This window comes from Sphingobium nicotianae, from assembly GCF_018603885.1.
GTDB lineage: Bacteria > Pseudomonadota > Alphaproteobacteria > Sphingomonadales > Sphingomonadaceae > Sphingobium > Sphingobium nicotianae.
The window spans coordinates 210,832-226,163 of record NZ_JAHGAW010000007.1; the positions used below are offsets into that span (position 1 = coordinate 210,832).

The window sequence follows — 15,332 nt, forward strand, 5'->3', positions numbered from 1 at the left end:
GTCACCCGATCGACTTCGCCAGCCCCTGCGACAGCTTCAGCGCGCCGTTGAGTCGCGCCTTGGGGTCTGGCCAGGCGCGCTGGATCACCAGCTTCGAATCCGGGCGTAGTTTGGCGATCGGGCCGAGCTTCTGGACATAGGAGAGCAGGCCCGGCAGGTTCGGGCACTGGTCGTTGTGGAAGCTCACCAGCGCGCCCCGCGGGCCGATGTCGATCTTGGCGATGCCGGCCTTGCGACAGTTCATCTTCACTTCGATCAGCGTCAGCAGATTCTGCGTCGCGTCGGGCATCGGGCCGAACCGGTCGATCATCTCGGCGGCGAAGCTCTCGATGCCGCCCTTCTCCTCCAGCTCGTTGATGCGGCGATAGAGTCCCATGCGCAGGTCGAGATCCGGCACATAATCGTCGGGGATGAGGATCGGCGCCTCGACATTGATCTGCGGCGACCATTTGTCGGTGACCGGCGCGAGATGCGCGCCGCCGGCCTTGGCCTCCAGGATCGCCTCTTCCAGCATCGACTGGTACAGCTCGAAGCCGACTTCCTTGATGTGGCCGCTCTGCTCGTCGCCAACGAGATTGCCGGCGCCGCGAATGTCGAGATCGTGGCTGGCGAGCTGGAAGCCGGCGCCGAGCGTGTCGAGATCGGAGAGCACCTTGAGGCGCTTGTCGGCCGTCTCGGTGGTGACGCGGTCGGCCTGCGTGGTCAGATAGGCATAGGCGCGGGTCTTGGAGCGCCCGACGCGGCCGCGCAGCTGGTAGAGCTGGGCAAGGCCGAAGCGGTCGGCGCGGTGGATGATGATCGTGTTGGCGCTGGGGATGTCGAGGCCGGATTCGACGATCGTGGTCGAGAGCAGCACGTCATATTTGCGCTCGTAGAAGTTCGACATGCGCTCTTCGACTTCGCTGGGCGACATCTGGCCATGCGCGGAGATCGAGCGTACTTCCGGCACTTTCTCGCGCAGGAAATCCTCCATATCCGGCATGTCGGAGATGCGCGGCACGACGAAATAGGTCTGGCCGCCGCGATAATGCTCGCGCAGCAGCGCCTCGCGCAGCACGACATCGTCCCATGGCATGACATAGGTGCGCACGGCGAGGCGATCGACCGGCGGCGTCTGGATGACCGACAGCTCGCGCAGGCCGCTCATCGCCATCTGCAGCGTGCGCGGGATCGGCGTCGCGGTGAGGGTTAGGACGTGGACGTCGGCCTTGAGCTGCTTCAGCCGCTCCTTGTGGACCACGCCGAAGCGCTGTTCCTCATCGACAATGACCAGGCCGAGACGCTTGAATTCCAGCCCCTTGGCAAGCAGCGCATGGGTGCCGATGACGATGTCGACCGTGCCGTCGGCAAGACCCTCCTTGGTCGCCTTGGCCTCGTTGGCGCCGACGAGGCGGGAGAGGCGCCCGACCTTGAGGGGGAAGCCACGGAACCGCTCCTCGAAATTGAGATGATGCTGGCGTGCCAGCAGTGTGGTCGGGCAGATCAGAGCAACCTGAGCGCCGGCCATCGCTGCGACGAAGGCGGCGCGCAGCGCGACCTCGGTCTTGCCGAATCCGACATCGCCGCAGACCAGGCGGTCCATCGGTTTGCCGGCAGCGAGATCGTCCAGCACGTCGGCGATGGCGCGGTCCTGATCCTCGGTCTCCTGATAGGGAAAGCGATCGACGAAGGCGGGATAGCCGGCACTTTCCGGCTCATAGGCCGGGGCGGTGCGGAGCGCGCGCAGGGCGGCGGTCGCCAGCAGTTCGCCGGCAATCTCGCGAATGCGCTCCTTCATCCGCGATTTGCGGCGCTGCCAGGCCTCGCCGCCGAGCTTGTCGAGCGCGACGGCATCCTCCCCCGAGCCATAGCGCGAGAGCACGTCGATATTCTCTACCGGCACGAACAGCTTGTCGCCGCCGGCATAGGTCAGCGCGACGCAGTCGTGCGGCTCCTTGCCGACCGGAATGGAGGTCAGCCCTTCGTAGCGGCCGATGCCATGATCGACATGGACGACGAGATCGCCCGGAGTGAGCGTCGCCAGCTCGGCGAGGAAGGCGTCGGCGCTCTTGCGCCGCTTCTGGCGGCGCACGAGGCGATCGCCGAGCATGTCCTGCTCGGTGAGCACTTCCATGTCGCCCGTCGCGAAGCCATGATCGAGCGGCAGAACGGCGAGCGCGACGGCGCCCTTGGCGGCCTCGCCTTGCGCCTGCTGCCAGTTCTCGACCAGCATCATGCGTTTGACGCCATGATCGGTCAGCAGCCCGCTCAGCCGCTCGCGAGCGCCGGCGGAATAGCTGGCGATGATCCGCTTCCGGCCTTTGCGCTGCGCCTGCTCGAGATGCTTGGCGACAGCCTCATAGACATTGGCGTTCTGTGCGCGCTCCGGCGCAAAATCGCGCGCGCTATCCACGCCGAAATCGAGGACGACAGCGCTCTCCGGTTCGTGGAAGGTCGATGTGATGTGGATGGGCAGCGCGGCGACCTCGGCCGTCCAGTCCTCCGCCGTGATATAGAGCTGATCGGGCGGGAGGGGCCGGTAGCTGCCCGGCGAGGCGCCGGCAGCCTGGACGCGATTGGCATGATAGTCCCGGATCGCCTCGAACCGCGCTTCCGCCGCGCCCGCCACGCCGCCGTCGCGCAGCCACAGCGTGCCGGCGGGCAGATGCTCGGCAAGGGGCACGAGGCGCTCCTCGAACAAGGGCAGCCAATGCTCCATGCCGGCGAGGCGGCGCCCGTCGCTCACTGCCTGATAGAGCGGGTCTCCGGTCGCGGTGGCGCCGAACATCTCGCGATAACGGCCGCGGAAGCGCTTGATGCTCTCCTCGTCGAGCAGTGCCTCCGAGGCAGGCAGCAGCATGAAATGATCGACCGCGCCGGTCGTGCGCTGGTCGTTGACATCGAAGCGGCGCAGCGTCTCGATCTCGTCGCCGAAGAAATCGAGCCGCAGCGGGCCTGGCTCGCCCGACGGGAACAGATCGACGATGCCGCCGCGCACCGCATATTCGCCGGCGTCGTGGACGGTGTCGGTGCGCACATAGCCGTTGGACTGGAGCAAGGCGACAAGCCGGTCGATGGCGATGCGCTCGCCCGGCGCGAGGCGCGCGACCATCTGGCGGATGCGGAATGGCGTCAGCGTCTTCTGGGCGAGCGCATTGATCGTGGTGAGGACGAGTTGCGGCCCCTTGGGCTCGCGCTGGAGGGCATGGAGCCCGGCGAGCCGTTCGGACGCGGCACGCAGCGAGGGCGAGGCGCGGTCATAGGGCAGGCAGTCCCATGCGGGGATGCGCACCACCTCAAGCTCGGGCGCGAAATAGCCGACGGTGGTCTCGATCGCCTCCATCATCTGCGCGTCCGGCGCGATGAAGCAGACGCGGGCGCCCTTGCCGCCAACCGACGCGGCGCGCGCGAGATCGGCGAGCAGCACGGGCGTGAAACCGGCGGGCACGCCCGAGAGGGTGAGGGGCGTCCTGGCCTGGAGGATGCGGGGGAGATCGGTCATGTTTCTTCTAATTCCAGAACGCCGTTCGCCCTGAGTAGGGGCTGAGCTTGTCGAAGACCCGTATCGAAGGGTCGCGCACTGGTCCTTCGATACGCCATTTCGACAAGCTCAACGGCTACTCAGGACGAACGGGAGGGTGCTTGTTGAACGTCTCACTTCTCGATGGGCACATAATCCAGCGCCCGCATGGCCTGCATCAGCACTCCCTCATAGCGCGCGGGGCAAGGCGCGGTTCCGATCGCCCAGGACATGATGTCGACATCCTGCTCATCCAGCAGCGTCTCGAACAGGTCGGCCTCGGCCTCGCTCCAGCTTCGCCCATGCTTGTCGAAGAAGCCGCCGATCAGCAGATCGGCCTCCTTGGTGCCGCGATGCCAGGCGCGAAAGCGGATGCGGCGCAGGCGGCTTTCCTCGATCATGTCCGATCCTTCCCGCGCCGATACGCGCAACAGCAGTTGGCCGGCGGACGCATTTTAAGCTCCCGTCGGCTGAATTCCGGAGCCGTTTCGCCTCTTCCGGTGCTCCCGCGGAAGCAGGAGCCCCGGGCGGCGAGGTTCGTCGGTTGGGCCCTGGGTTCCTGCTTTCGCAAGAACACGAAAAAGGCGATTTCCGTCAAACCAGACAGGCTCTAGACCCCACATAGTCATGCGCCCCGATATTCTCAATCCGCTCTTCACCGAAAGCACCGCGCTCAAGGGCGTGGGCGCCGCGCTCGCCAGGCCGCTCGAGCGCCTCGGGCTCCTGCGCGCGGTCGATCTGGCCTTTCACCTGCCGGTGGCCTGGATCGAGCGGCAGAAGGTGCGGCGTCTTGCCGAGGCGGAGACGGGGCGCATGGTCGGACTCGTATTGATGGCCACCGATTATCGGGCCTCCGGTTCGCCTCGCGCGCCGTTCCGCATTCATGCGCAGGATGAGGCGGGCGACCCGATCAGCATCGTCTATTTCGGCAAGAATAGCGGCTGGCCGAGAAAGCTCTTCCCGCTCGGCGAGATGCGCTTCGTCTCCGGGCGACTGGACCGGTTCGGCGACGATCTGCAGATCGTCCATCCCGATCATGTCGTGGAGCTTGGCGAAGCCGCGGCAATCCCCGAACGCGAGCCGGTCTATGGCCTCTCCGAGGGCATCACCAATGGCCGGATGCGTGAGCTCGTCGCGCAGGGCGTCGCGCGGGCGCCGGAGCTGGCCGAATGGATCGAGCCTGGCCTGCTGGCACGAAAGGACTGGCCCGGCTGGCACATGGCGCTGGGCATGGTGCATCAAGACCCCGGCGCCCGACTGGCCCGCGAGCGATTGGCCTATGACGAGGTGTTCGCCGGTCAGCTCGCTCTGATGGTGATGCGCGCGTCGTCGCGACGCCGGCGTGGCATCCCGATCACCGGCGACGGCCATCTGCGCGATGTGCTCAAGCTGCCGTTCGCGCCGACCGGGGCGCAGCGCCGTGTCTTCGGCGAGATCGAGGGCGACATGGCACAGAGCATCCCGATGCTGCGTCTGCTCCAGGGCGATGTCGGCTCCGGCAAGACGCTGGTCGCGCTGATGGCATTGCTCAACGCGGTCGAGGCGGGCGGGCAGGGGGCCTTCCTCGCGCCGACCGAGATTCTCGCGCGGCAGCATTTCGCGAGCCTGCAAGCCATGCTCGCGGGCCTGCCGGTCAACGTCGCATTGCTCACCGGGCGCGACAAGGGCAAGGCGCGCCAATCGACCCTGATGGGACTGGCGGACGGCAGCATGCACATTCTCGTCGGCACGCACGCAATCTTCCAGGAGGCGGTCAGCTACCGCAATCTCGTCCTGGCCGTCATCGACGAGCAGCATCGCTTCGGCGTCTCGCAGCGGCTCCTGTTGACCGCCAAGGCCGAGCGTACGCCGCATCTGCTGGTGATGACCGCCACACCGATTCCGCGCACGCTGACCCTCGCGCAATATGGCGACATGGACGTCTCGCGCCTCGATGAGATGCCGCCCGGCCGCCAGCCGGTCGACACGCGCGTGATCTCGGATGCGCGCATGGAAGAGGTGATCGAGGGATTGGGCCGGCATATCGACGCCGGTCGCCAGGCCTATTGGGTCTGCCCGTTGGTCGAGCAAGGGGAGGCGGAGGATGAAGCCGCCGCCGAGGCCCGCGCCGCGATCCTGCGCAACCGTTTCGGTGCCGATCGGGTCGGCGTCGTCCACGGCCGCATGCCGGGTGCCGAGAAGGATGCCGTCATGGAGGCGTTCGCCTCCGGGCGGCTCAGGCTGCTGGTCGCGACCACGGTGATCGAGGTCGGCGTCGACGTGCCCAATGCGACGCTGATGATCGTCGAAGCTGCCGAGCGCTTCGGCCTCGCCCAGTTGCACCAATTGCGCGGGCGCGTCGGGCGCGGCGACCAGCGCAGCTTCTGCATGCTGTTGCACGGGCAAAACCTGTCCGAGACGGCGCGCGCGCGCCTCGCCCTCATGCGCGAGACCAATGATGGCTTCCGCATCGCCGAGGAGGATCTGCGTTTGCGTGGCGCAGGCGAATTGCTAGGCACCCGCCAGTCCGGCGAGCAGCGCTTCCGCCTCGCCAGCCCCGAGCAGATCCAGGAGCTGATCAGCGCGGCGCATGACGATGCGCGCCTGCTCATGGATCGCGATGGCGGGCTGGATTCACCGCGCGGACAGGCGGCGCGGCTCTGTCTCTATCTGTTCGAGCGGGATGCCGCGATCAGCCTGCTGTCGAGCGGCTGAGACGGATCAGCGCTCGCTTGGCCCGTCCTGGCCACTGCGCATCGCGGCAAGCAGACGCAGGAACGTGCGGGCATCGATCGGCATCAGGAACTTGCAGCCGAAACAGCCCTTCAGTCCCCACATTACCTGCGCCTTGACCGGACCGATCAGCGGCAGCTCGATATGGAGATGCTCGCCGCGCGCGAAACTGTTGCCGTGGAAGCGCGCATGCAGGCCGAAGGGTGAGATGTCGACGAGCCGGACAGGTTGCGGCTCGCGGCCCCGCCGCACGACGCTGGTCGGCAGGTCGACAGGCTCGCGAACGGATTGCCGCCGCTGCTCCTGCCCTTGCTCGAATTTCTTTGCCGGTTCAGCCATATGCCCGACGATATAGACATCCAGGTTGATAAATCCTTGCCGGACGAGGCATTTATCGCGGACCGACCCCCAAGAGGCTGTCGACGAAGATCAGGTGGGCGCTGGGCTGCTGAATGAGGCTTTCATCTGCGGCAGCAGGGCGAGGTAACTCTCCACCGAAATCCCGGTCTCGAACTCGAGGCCCATGCGCGCGCCGAGCGACCAGATGACCGTGCCGCGCCGGCTGGCCATGCCCGGCAGGTCGACCTCCAGCATCGTGCCGATCGGCATGATGCGGTCGCAGCGCACCATGCAGCCATAGGGCGAGATATTGACGATCAGGGCGGTTGTCGGCGCTAGTCGCCTTCCGCGGATTCGCGATGGATAATCGACGGATTCACGCGGCGCACGGCGGAATTCCGCCGTGGAATAAGCTAGCGACATCGGTTTGCCCCCCTCAATCGGCGGCTGCAGTCTCGCTGGTGGGGATGAGCCAAAGCTCAATAGACGTGGTCAACGGCTGATTAGCCCGGTGTGGCCAGCGGCCTCTCATAAATGCCGACGGCTCGGCGCCAACGTCCAACGCGCTGGAGGGGGCAGGCTCATCGCGTCAGCAGAGCGTGGCGCTTCTTGCCAAGGCTCAGCTTGATGGAGCCTTCGCTCATGACAACCTCATGCTTGTCGTCGCGGACAGGCTCGTCGTTGATCCGCACCGCGCCTTCCGCGATCTTGCGCCGTGCTTCGCCGTTCGACGCCGCCAGACCGGCCTGGACCAGCGCCGCGACGAGGCCGATGCTGCCACCCGCCACTGCGATCGTCGGCAGATCGGCACCGGCTGCGCCTTCCTCGAAGGTCACGCGCGCCGTCTCGGCCGCCGCGTCCGCAGCGGCGCGGCCGCGGCAGAGCGCCGTCGCCTCGTTGGCGAGCACTTTCTTGGCCTCGTTGATCTCGGCGCCGCCAAGCACCTCCAGCCGGGCGATCTCGTCGAGCGGGACATCCGTGAACAGCTTGAGGAAGCGCCCGACATCGCGATCGTCGGTGTTCCGCCAGAACTGCCAGTAATCGAAGCTCGAAAGCTGGTCCTCGTTCAGCCAGACGGCGCCCGAGACCGATTTGCCCATCTTCGAGCCGTCCGACTTGGTGATGAGCGGCGTCGTCACGCCATAGACCTCAGTGCCGTCGATGCGGCGGCTGAGCTCGATGCCGTTGACGATATTGCCCCACTGGTCCGATCCGCCCATCTGCAGGCGGCAGCCCACGCGGCGCGACAGCTCCAGGAAGTCATAGGCCTGCAGGATCATGTAGTTGAATTCGAGGAAGGTGAGCGGCTGCTCGCGCTCCAGCCGCAGCTTGACCGAATCGAAGGTCAGCATGCGGTTGATCGTGAAATGCGGGCCGACATCGCGCAGCAGCTCGATATAGCCGAGCTTGCTCAGCCAATCGTCATTATTGACCATGATCGCATCGCTCGCGCCCCCCTCTTGTCCCTCTGGGCCGAAAGTCAGGAAGCGCTCGAAGGCGGTGCGGATCGAGGCGATGTTGGCATTGATGCCTTCGCTGGTGAGCAGTTTGCGCACCTCGTCCTTGCCGGAGGGATCACCGACCTTGGTCGTCCCGCCGCCCATCACCACGATCGGCTTGTGGCCGGCCTGCTGCAGGCGGCGCAGCAGCATGATCGAGACGAGATTGCCGACATGGAGCGACGGCGCCGTCGCATCGAAGCCGATATAGCCGGGCACGACCTGCTTCGTCGCCAGCGCATCGAGCGCGCTTGCGTCGGTAATCTGGTGTATATAGCCCCGCTCTTCGAGCAGGTTCAGCAGGTCGGACTTGTAGCTTGCCATGGTGGCCTCTCGCGGAAACGGGCGCCGCTTAGCATGGGATACCGGCGATGAGTAGAGTTTTGGCCACCACCGTTCTCCAGTGCCATCTCGCCACGCCCTGCGTTTCGCTCGCGGCCGTCGGTGCGCAGATCAGCCAGAGCGAGGACATGAGCTGGGAAGTCGCGTTCGCGGCGGTCGGCAAGCCGCGCGAGATCGTGATCCCCCCGGCGGCGCCGCGCGTCCATACCGACGATCTCTGGAAGACGACCTGCTTCGAGCTGTTCATCGGCCGGGGCGGGGACAGCTATGCCGAGCTCAACCTGTCCCCCTCGGGCGCCTTCGCGGTCTATAATTTCGATCATTACCGTACCGGCATGCGCAGGATCGATCTGCCGGCGCCGGACCTGGCGCTCGACATCGGCCGCGAGCGGATCACGCTGACCGCCCGCTTTCCCGAGGACAGCCTGCCATGGGACTATGACGGCCGGATCGGCATCAGCGCGGTGATCGAGGAGAAGAGCGGCGCCAAGAGCTACTGGGCGCTCGCGCACCCCCCCGGCAAGCCCGATTTCCATCATCATGATTGCTTCGCGCTCGCGCTTCCGCCACTTGGGAGCGCATGAGCTTCAAGACCGGTCTCGATCGCCTCCTCGCCGATCCGCAGCTGCGCGCGCCGCTCGAGGGCAAGCGCGTGGCCTATCTCGCGCATCCAGCCTCGGTCACCGCCGACCTGACCCACGGTCTCGATGCGCTGGTCGCGAGCGGCCTCCGTGTCTCGGCCGTGTTCGGCCCGCAGCATGGCGTGCGCGGCGACCTGCAGGACAATATGATGGAGTCGCCCGATTTCATCGATCCGACCTACGGCATGCCGGTGTTCAGCCTTTATGGAGAGGTGCGCCGCCCGACCGGGCAGATGATGAGCACGTCGGACATCTTACTGGTCGACCTGCAGGATCTGGGCTGCCGCATCTACACCTTCGTCACCACCCTGCTCTATGTGCTGGAAGCCGCCGCGGCCGCCGGCAAGACCGTCTGGGTGCTGGACCGGCCCAATCCGGCAGGCCGCCCGATCGAGGGGCTGACCCTGCGTCCGGGCTGCGAAAGCTTCGTCGGCGCCGGGCCGATTCCGATGCGCCACGGCCTCACCATGGGTGAGCTGGGCCATTGGTTCATCGATCATTTCAAGCTCGACGTCGATTATCGCGTCATCGTCATGGACGGCTATGAGCCGGAAACCGGGCCGGGCTTCGGCTGGCCGGAAGGGCGTATCTGGGTCAACCCCAGTCCCAACGCCGCCAATCTCAACATGGCGCGCTGCTATGCCGGCACGGTGATGGTCGAAGGCGCGACACTGTCGGAGGGACGCGGCACCACCCGGCCGCTGGAACTGTTCGGCGCGCCGGACATCGATGCGCGCGCGGTGATTGCGGAGATGCGCAGCCTCGCGCCGCACTGGCTGGAAGGCTGCCTGCTGCGCGACTGCTGGTTCGAGCCGACTTTCCACAAGCATGTGAAGACGCTGTGCAACGGCATCCATATCCATGCCGAGGGCCCGGCCTACGACCATGAGGCGTTCAGGCCGTGGCGACTTCAGGCGCTCGCCTTCAAGGCGATCCGGCGGCTCTATCCGGACTATCCGATCTGGCGCGGCAAGGAGTTCAAATATGAATATACCGACGACGTCCTCGCCATCGATGTGATCAACGGATCGCCCCTGCTGCGCGAGTGGGTCGACGACGCCGCGGCGCTGCCGGGCGATCTCGATGCGCTGACGCTGCCCGATGAAGCGGCCTGGGCCGACGAACGCGCCGTGCATCTGATCTATTGAGATGATGTAAGCCGAAGGGAAGGGCGGCCTGCGATGACCCTCTCCTCTATTGGCCGGACGTGTCGGTTTTGCCCTCCGGCTCATGCAGCAGCGACACCAGCACGAAGCTGATGATCATCAACAGATACCAGGCGCCGAGTTTGGTGATCGAGACCATCTGCCAGCCGTCGCGCTGGTTCGGATAGCGCCAGGCCTGCGCGAAGGTGCCGATATTTTCGGCGAACCAGATGAACAGGGACACGAGCAGAAAACCGAGCAATACCGGCATCCAGCGCTCAGTGCGGAACGGTGTGAAATAAAAGCGCGAACGCCAGAACAAGGCGCCCGTGGCGAGAAACAAAGCGATGCGGATGTCGGGCAGCCAATGGTGGGCAAAGAAATTCACGTAGATGGCGGCAGCCAGCACCATGGTCATCCAGCGTGGCGGATAGTGGTCGAAGCGGATACGAAAAATCCGCCAGATACGCGCTATGTAACTGCCGACAGCGGCATACATGAAGCCCGAGAAAAGCGGCACGGCGGCGATGTGCAGGACGCCCGCTTCGGGATATTGCCATGAGCCGACGCCGGTCTTGAACAGCTCCATGATCGTGCCGACCACGTGGAAGACCGCGATCACTTTCGCCTCGCGCCAGGACTCCAGGCGAAAGAACAGCATGCCGGCTTGAATGGCGAGCGCGCCGAGGGTCAGGAAGTCGTAACGGGCGAGGGGTGCGGTCCTGGGATAGAAGAGATGGGTACCCAGCAGCAGTGCGAGCATGAGCGCGCCGAACAGGCAGGCCCAGCCTTGCTTGAAGCCGAACAGGAGGAATTCATAGGCCCAGGCGGCGGGCCCGCTAGTGGGCTGCGCGGCTTCCAGTCGGGCTCGGATGCGGGCGAACCGTGTCGCGCCGCGGGTCTGATTCAGCTCGTTCGCGGCACCGTCTCCCGCCAGAATGCGGCCGCAGAGCTAGCGCGCTGGCGAGAGAGCGGCAAGACGTCCTGCGATGCGCCTTAGGCTTGTGTCGCCCGTACCGCCGAGCGCGCCTTGAGCAGATCCCACATGCCGCGATGCTGGCCGAGAAGCTGGGTCGCGCCGAATTGGACGGCGCGGGTCAGGCGCTCCGGGTCGGGCATGTCGGCGAGCAGCGAGAGCGTCTCGGCGCGCGTCGGCAGCGTGGAGACCGGCGGCTCGATGCCGAGGCGGATGGCGCCGGCATCCAGCACCGCGCGGATCGCCTGCCACTCCAGCACGAGCGTCACGGCCGTGCCAAACGCCGTGCCGCGCCGGTCGGACTGCGCGAGCATTTCGATGGCGTGGCGCTGCTGAGCGATGATGGTCGTGGTCTCGTGATGACCGGTCGTGCTCGGTAATGGACCGACAGCGACGCTGAGCTTGCCTAGGAACTGGCGCTCGACGGCGAAGGCATCGATCGACTTGAGCAGCCAGCCCCGCGCCGAGACTTCGACCGTGCGCGCCGCGGCATGATCGATGAGGCCTGGCACCTGGCCGTGCAGAAGGCTGACGAGATGGACGAAATCCGCGAAATCGACGAGGTCGCGCACGAAGGAATGGCGGTCGCCATTGATGGCCGGAGCGCAATAACTATGCGCGGCCGATCCATCCTGGTCGACAAGGGCCGCGACGAGTGCGGCAAGGCTATGATCGGTCGACGGGCGCAGCAGCTTGTCCATTACAAACCTCTTCGCATCACCCGTTGCCGGATGATGTCGTCCCCACACCGGGAGTACGGCGCAGGAGGTTAAGAAGCTCTTGACGCAGAGCGCGACGACCCTGGTTATTTTGTAATGGAAACTGATCGAAATTGGTACAGTTTCAGAGGGTTTCGCTCAATTTCCGAAAATGATCTCGACCGGTCGCTTCAGGTGCACGACTGATCGCATGTGGGGCAGATCGCCTGAAAACGGCAGCGCCAACAATGTGACTATCGCCTTGCCTCGGTCCCGCGCCGCGTCCTATCGCGAGCGTGATCGGTCTTTCCAGAAAAAGGGGACGCAATGGCTGGCTCAGGTGCCGCGAAAAGGCGTCGCATCGTCGTGCTCCACGAGATCGCGGACCCGGACTGGCGTTGGATCACACACCACATGCCGGAGATCGACTGGCTGCTCGTCCGAGCGCCATGGGCGGCCGGCGGTGTCCGTAACCGGCTGGCGCGGCTGGCGACGGCATTTCGCGCGGCCTGGGCAGGACGGCGGGCTGATCTGCTCGTTTCACTCGGCCCCGGTCTCGGCTCGGCGCTGGAACTGGCGCGGCGAGGGCTGCGCGTCCGCACACCGCATGTTTCCTACTATCTCAATTTCGATCGGCTTCCGCAGGGACGGACCCGCGGCCGCCAAGCGCTGAGCTATCGCACGATCGATCGTCTCGTCGTCTCGTCGAGCGTCGAGCGCGATCTCTACGCCGCTCATTTCGGGCTGGACGCGGCGCGGATCGATGTCGTGCTGTGGGGCGTCAATGCGCCCGAGGCATCCGATATGATCCCCGAAGGCGCGCCCTATGTCTGCGCCGTCGGCGGCAATGCGCGCGATTATGGCCTGTTGATGCAAATCGCCGCGTCACGCCCGCACATGCGCTTCATTGTCGTGGTTCGCCCGGCCAATCTTGAAGGTTTGACAGTCCCGGCCAACGTCGAAGTGCGCGCGAACATCCCTTTCCCCGATGCGATGGCGGTCGTGAAAGGCGCCCGGCTCATGGCCCTGCCGCTGATCGCGACGGACACGCCCTGCGGCCATGTCACTATCGTCGCGGCGGATTATCTCGCAACGCCGATCGTCGTGACGGCGTCGACGGGCGTCGGCGACTATGTGACCGACGGGGAAACGGGCTTGCTGGTCGCGGTGGGCTCGGTCGAGGCAATGGGGGCAGCCATCGACCAACTATGGGCCGATGAGGCGGAGCGGCAGCGGCTCGGCAGTGCGGGACGGGCCTTTGCGGAAGCGGAGTGTACCGAACTCAACTATGTGAAGCATCTGCGGGGCTTTTTGGCCGTCGAGGGTTAAGACCCTTCCACTGCGTGATTGACGAGGCTCGCCGGAGCGTGAAGTCCCGTCGCCGCAGGCAAGAAAAACCCCGCCGGAGCGGGGCTTTTCCTTTCACTGATCCAGAAAGCTGCGCATCTTGCGCGAGCGGCTGGGATGCTTGAGCTTGCGGAGCGCTTTCGCCTCGATCTGGCGGATGCGCTCGCGAGTCACGCTGAACTGCTGGCCGACTTCCTCCAGCGTGTGATCGGTGTTCATGCCGATGCCGAAGCGCATGCGCAGCACGCGCTCCTCGCGTGGCGTGAGCGAGGCGAGAACGCGTGTGACCGTCTCCTTGAGATTGGCCTGGATCGCGGCGTCCACCGGGATGATCGCATTCTTGTCCTCGATGAAGTCGCCCAGATGACTGTCTTCCTCGTCGCCGATCGGCGTTTCGAGGGAGATCGGCTCCTTGGCGATCTTCATCACCTTGCGCACCTTCTCGAGCGGCATGGAGAGGCGCTCGGCCATTTCCTCGGGCGTGGGCTCGCGGCCCTGCTCGTGCAGGAACTGGCGGCTGGTGCGGACCAGCTTGTTGATCGTCTCGATCATATGGACCGGGATGCGGATCGTGCGGGCCTGGTCCGCGATCGAGCGCGTGATCGCCTGACGAATCCACCAGGTCGCGTAGGTCGAGAACTTGTAGCCGCGGCGATATTCGAACTTGTCGACCGCCTTCATGAGGCCGATATTGCCTTCCTGGATGAGGTCCAGGAACTGCAGGCCTCGGTTCGTATACTTCTTGGCGATGGAGATCACGAGGCGGAGATTGGCCTCGACCATCTCCTTCTTCGCGATGCGCGCCTCGCGCTCGCCCTTCTGCACCATGTTCACGATGCGGCGGAACTCGGGCAGCGAGGTGCCGGTCGCCTGTGCGATCTCGGCGACTTCGGCGCGGATGCGCTCGACCGGCTCGGCCTCCGCGCCGGCAAAAGCCAACCATTTCTTGTCGATCTTGGCGACGCGCTCCAGCCAGCCATCGTCCAGCTCGTAGCCGACATAATTGTCGAGGAAGTCCTTGCGCGGCACCTTGTGGCGCTCGGCGAGGCGCAGCATCTGGCCGCCCAGCGTCGTCAGGCGCCGGTTGAAGGCATAGAGCTGGTCGACGAGATATTCGATCTTCTGCTGGTGGAACTGGACGCTCTCCACCTCAGCGGTAAGCTCTTCGCGCAGCTTCTGATAATTGCCCTCGTCCTTGGCCGGGAACTCCAGGCCATTGCCGAGCGCGATCAGGCGCGCCTGCTGCAACTTGCCGAACTTGCCGTAGAGGGACGTGATGTTGGCGAACTTCTCGAGCGCCTGAGGCTTGAGCAACTCCTCCATCGCGGCGAGGGAGAGTGTGTTGTCCTCCTCGTCATCCTCTTCCTGGCGCGGAGTGCGGCGCTCGACCATCGAGTCCTCGTCGTCCTCGTCGGCGGCCGGCTCATCCTTGACCTCGTCTTCGTCCTTGAACGAGGGGCCGGCGGTCTTCTCGCTGATCTCGCCGTCGTCATCCTCGGCATCTTCCGAGAGGCTTTCGGGTGCGGGATCCTTGGAGAGCATCGCGTCGAGGTCGAGGATCTCGCGCAATTGCATTTCGCCATTGTTGAGGGCGTTCGACCATTCGATGATCGCGTTGAACGTGGTCGGGCTCTCGCACAGGCCCAGGATCATCGTGTCGCGGCCTGCCTCGATGCGCTTGGCGATGGCGATCTCGCCTTCGCGGGACAGCAGCTCGACGGCACCCATCTCGCGCAGATACATGCGGACGGGATCGTCGGTGCGATCGACCGTCTCCTTCTTCTTCTCGCCAACGTTCCCGTCGTCTTCTTCGGCGCCGGTGTCGATCGCCTCGACATCGGATTCGTCCTTCTCGTCCGGATCGTCGCTCGCTTCGTCGTTCTCGACGATGTTAACGCCCATGTCGTTGAGCGCCGCCATGACGTCCTCGATCTGGTCGGTGGACATCTGGTCCTGCGGAAGCGCGTTGTTCAGCTCGTCGACCGTGATGTAGCCGCGCTTCTTGGCGCGGGCGATCAGCTTCTTGACCGACGCCTCGTTGAGGTCGAGCAGGGGAGCGTCGCCGCCCTCGTCGCCGCCAGTATCGCCTGCGTTATTGTTGATCTTGCTCGCCATGCGTCGCCTTACTCCGGGA

Annotated in this window: 12 protein-coding genes; 4 read left to right on the forward strand and 8 right to left on the reverse strand. The window is 65.3% G+C overall.

From position 1 onward, the window contains the following. Position 1 precedes the first annotated feature (1 nt). Both mfd and KK488_RS12190 read right to left on the reverse strand, forming a co-directional pair. Entirely contained in the window at positions 2-3,481 is a 3,480-nt protein-coding gene (mfd, locus tag KK488_RS12185) for a transcription-repair coupling factor (protein ID WP_214623884.1), read from the reverse strand. Positions 3,482-3,633: 152 nt separating this feature from the next. Further along, entirely contained in the window at positions 3,634-3,900 is a 267-nt protein-coding gene (locus KK488_RS12190) for an FAD assembly factor SdhE (RefSeq protein WP_214623886.1), read from the reverse strand. Between the two features lie 226 nt (positions 3,901-4,126). Between KK488_RS12190 and recG the strand changes: the two genes are divergently transcribed. Next, the gene (recG, locus tag KK488_RS12195; RefSeq protein WP_214623888.1) at positions 4,127-6,193 is read left to right on the forward strand and encodes an ATP-dependent DNA helicase RecG; all 2,067 of its coding nucleotides are present in this window, start codon (positions 4,127-4,129) and stop codon (positions 6,191-6,193) included. Between the two features lie 6 nt (positions 6,194-6,199). Here recG and KK488_RS12200 read toward each other — a convergent pair whose 3' ends face one another. The 3 genes from KK488_RS12200 to tyrS all read right to left on the reverse strand — a co-directional run bounded on the left by KK488_RS12200 (position 6,200) and on the right by tyrS (position 8,373). Beyond that, positions 6,200-6,550 carry a PilZ domain-containing protein gene (locus KK488_RS12200; protein ID WP_214623890.1) on the reverse strand — a complete coding sequence of 117 codons (351 nt, stop codon included), beginning with the start codon at positions 6,548-6,550 and terminating at the stop codon, positions 6,200-6,202. 90 nt (positions 6,551-6,640) lie between these two features. Beyond that, on the reverse strand, positions 6,641-6,973 hold the full coding sequence (locus KK488_RS12205; protein ID WP_214623893.1) for a PilZ domain-containing protein: 333 nt from the start codon (positions 6,971-6,973) through the stop codon (positions 6,641-6,643). Positions 6,974-7,131: 158 nt separating this feature from the next. After that, complete coding sequence (gene tyrS, locus KK488_RS12210; RefSeq protein WP_214623895.1) at positions 7,132-8,373, reverse strand: tyrosine--tRNA ligase; 1,242 nt, start codon at positions 8,371-8,373, stop codon at positions 7,132-7,134. A 47-nt stretch (positions 8,374-8,420) separates the two neighbouring features. Here tyrS and KK488_RS12215 point away from each other — a divergent pair, with 47 nt between their 5' ends. Next, the gene (locus KK488_RS12215; RefSeq protein ID WP_214623898.1) at positions 8,421-8,975 is read left to right on the forward strand and encodes a DOMON-like domain-containing protein; all 555 of its coding nucleotides are present in this window, start codon (positions 8,421-8,423) and stop codon (positions 8,973-8,975) included. Next, positions 8,972-10,180 carry an exo-beta-N-acetylmuramidase NamZ family protein gene (locus KK488_RS12220; RefSeq protein ID WP_214623900.1) on the forward strand — a complete coding sequence of 403 codons (1,209 nt, stop codon included), beginning with the start codon at positions 8,972-8,974 and terminating at the stop codon, positions 10,178-10,180. Before KK488_RS12215 ends, KK488_RS12220 begins: the two co-directional genes overlap by 4 nt. 46 nt (positions 10,181-10,226) lie before the next feature. Here the strand turns inward: KK488_RS12220 and KK488_RS12225 are convergent, their stop codons facing one another. Then, positions 10,227-11,087: a DUF817 domain-containing protein gene (locus KK488_RS12225; protein WP_214624034.1), complete on the reverse strand. Its 861-nt coding sequence runs from the start codon at positions 11,085-11,087 to the stop codon at positions 10,227-10,229. 86 nt (positions 11,088-11,173) lie between these two features. After that, a complete protein-coding gene (locus KK488_RS12230) occupies positions 11,174-11,854 on the reverse strand; it encodes a DUF6975 family protein (RefSeq protein WP_214623902.1) in 681 nt (226 codons plus the stop codon). 324 nt (positions 11,855-12,178) lie between these two features. Here KK488_RS12230 and KK488_RS12235 point away from each other — a divergent pair, with 324 nt between their 5' ends. Next, entirely contained in the window at positions 12,179-13,180 is a 1,002-nt protein-coding gene (locus KK488_RS12235) for a glycosyltransferase family 4 protein (protein ID WP_214623904.1), read from the forward strand. A gap of 93 nt (positions 13,181-13,273) precedes the next feature. Here the strand turns inward: KK488_RS12235 and rpoD are convergent, their stop codons facing one another. Further along, positions 13,274-15,313, reverse strand: a complete 2,040-nt coding sequence (gene rpoD, locus KK488_RS12240) for an RNA polymerase sigma factor RpoD (protein ID WP_214623906.1) — start codon at positions 15,311-15,313, stop codon at positions 13,274-13,276. Positions 15,314-15,332 lie beyond the last annotated feature (19 nt).

What these genes read in the sequence shown, in the direction of transcription:
- mfd (WP_214623884.1), bottom strand. Translation starts at nt 3,481, where the DNA reads ATGACCGATCTCCCCCGCATCCTCCAGGCCAGGACGCCCCTCACCCTC.
- KK488_RS12190 (WP_214623886.1), bottom strand. Translation starts at nt 3,900, where the DNA reads ATGATCGAGGAAAGCCGCCTGCGCCGCATCCGCTTTCGCGCCTGGCAT.
- recG (WP_214623888.1), top strand. Translation starts at nt 4,127, where the DNA reads ATGCGCCCCGATATTCTCAATCCGCTCTTCACCGAAAGCACCGCGCTC.
- KK488_RS12200 (WP_214623890.1), bottom strand. Translation starts at nt 6,550, where the DNA reads ATGGCTGAACCGGCAAAGAAATTCGAGCAAGGGCAGGAGCAGCGGCGG.
- KK488_RS12205 (WP_214623893.1), bottom strand. Translation starts at nt 6,973, where the DNA reads ATGTCGCTAGCTTATTCCACGGCGGAATTCCGCCGTGCGCCGCGTGAA.
- tyrS (WP_214623895.1), bottom strand. Translation starts at nt 8,373, where the DNA reads ATGGCAAGCTACAAGTCCGACCTGCTGAACCTGCTCGAAGAGCGGGGC.
- KK488_RS12215 (WP_214623898.1), top strand. Translation starts at nt 8,421, where the DNA reads ATGAGTAGAGTTTTGGCCACCACCGTTCTCCAGTGCCATCTCGCCACG.
- KK488_RS12220 (WP_214623900.1), top strand. Translation starts at nt 8,972, where the DNA reads ATGAGCTTCAAGACCGGTCTCGATCGCCTCCTCGCCGATCCGCAGCTG.
- KK488_RS12230 (WP_214623902.1), bottom strand. Translation starts at nt 11,854, where the DNA reads ATGGACAAGCTGCTGCGCCCGTCGACCGATCATAGCCTTGCCGCACTC.
- KK488_RS12235 (WP_214623904.1), top strand. Translation starts at nt 12,179, where the DNA reads ATGGCTGGCTCAGGTGCCGCGAAAAGGCGTCGCATCGTCGTGCTCCAC.
- rpoD (WP_214623906.1), bottom strand. Translation starts at nt 15,313, where the DNA reads ATGGCGAGCAAGATCAACAATAACGCAGGCGATACTGGCGGCGACGAG.